Source organism: Acinetobacter sp. R933-2, from assembly GCF_030325485.1.
GTDB classification, from domain to species: Bacteria; Pseudomonadota; Gammaproteobacteria; order Pseudomonadales; family Moraxellaceae; genus Acinetobacter; species Acinetobacter sichuanensis.
This window is the reverse complement of record NZ_JACAIJ010000017.1, coordinates 1-1,083: the sequence shown is the minus strand read 5'-3', so window position 1 is coordinate 1,083 and position 1,083 is coordinate 1. Positions and strand designations below refer to the sequence as shown.

Here is a 1,083-nt window from a genome sequence, read left to right as displayed (position 1 = left end):
TATAAATTGTATAAATTGTATAAATTGTATAAATTGTATAAATTGTATAAATTGTATAAATTGTATAAATTGTATAAATTGTATAATATAAATTGTATAAATTGTATAAATTGTATAAATTGTATAAATTGTATAAATTGTATAAAAAATTTATAACCCCCATATAAACCAATTGCAAGTTAAAGCTTCTTATTTAATTGATATTTATAAATCGATTTTTTCATCCATAGATCAATATCTGCATTTTTTAATAAATTAAAATTTTCCTCTCCTATATGATTACTTATTTTTTCAAGCACTTTATTATCGACTAAATTTTTTCCTAGATAATCAAGACATACTATTGCTCTACCGATATCGTGCATTGAATACTGCAATAGACGTTTATTACTTGTATGTATAAATCTTACTCTTGCACCACATATATCAATCTCGCGTGAATAACCACTCGTGAGAAAAACTAGCGTTAAAGGCATTTGAGTACTTATTCGAAACCGGTTCGCTACCTCTGCTCCATGTAATTGTATAACCTGAGTTCGATGAAATCCACTTAACCTTTTAGCATATTTTGGAAAGTTGGCTTATTGGGGTTCAAACAATAAGCCACTACAGCAGCCATGATATTCACCATGAAATTATTTACCGAACGATGACGTGAATGTTCAAGTTGATGTAAATTTTTTAATTGATCATTCACTGTTTCGATCAATCCTCTTCTGCAAAGTAATTGTTTTTCTTCTTCAGTTTGGATGGGTTTATTTTTCATATTCCGACGTGATGGGGTCAATATTTTCAGTCCTCTTGCTGCTAAAGCTTCGGCTTTTGCTTTGCTCAAATAGCCTTTGTCTCCGAGTAGGATCCCTTTTAATTCTTGAGTTAAAGATTCTAATATAGCAACATCATGAACATTTCCCGATGTCAGCTTGAGATTAATAATTTCACCTAAATTATTGATAACGAGATGTAATTTAAAACGGCTTTGTTGCACAAACCTATCTGTAAAGGCTTTTTCAGCGATATAATTTTCAAATGAAGAAGCCTACACACAAAATCTACCGCACAACCAATTGGCCCGCATATAAC

1 protein-coding gene and 1 pseudogene are annotated in these 1,083 nt (G+C 30.4%); both read right to left on the bottom strand.

What is annotated here, in order from left to right:
* Positions 1-179 precede the first annotated feature (179 nt).
* Positions 180-527, bottom strand: a complete 348-nt coding sequence (locus tag HX005_RS16375) for a DUF6088 family protein (RefSeq protein WP_286378204.1) — start codon at positions 525-527, stop codon at positions 180-182.
* A gap of 23 nt (positions 528-550) precedes the next feature.
* Positions 551-973: pseudogene (locus HX005_RS16370) on the bottom strand (IS982 family transposase); the annotation flags it as partial.
* Between the last annotated feature and the right edge of the window lie 110 nt (positions 974-1,083).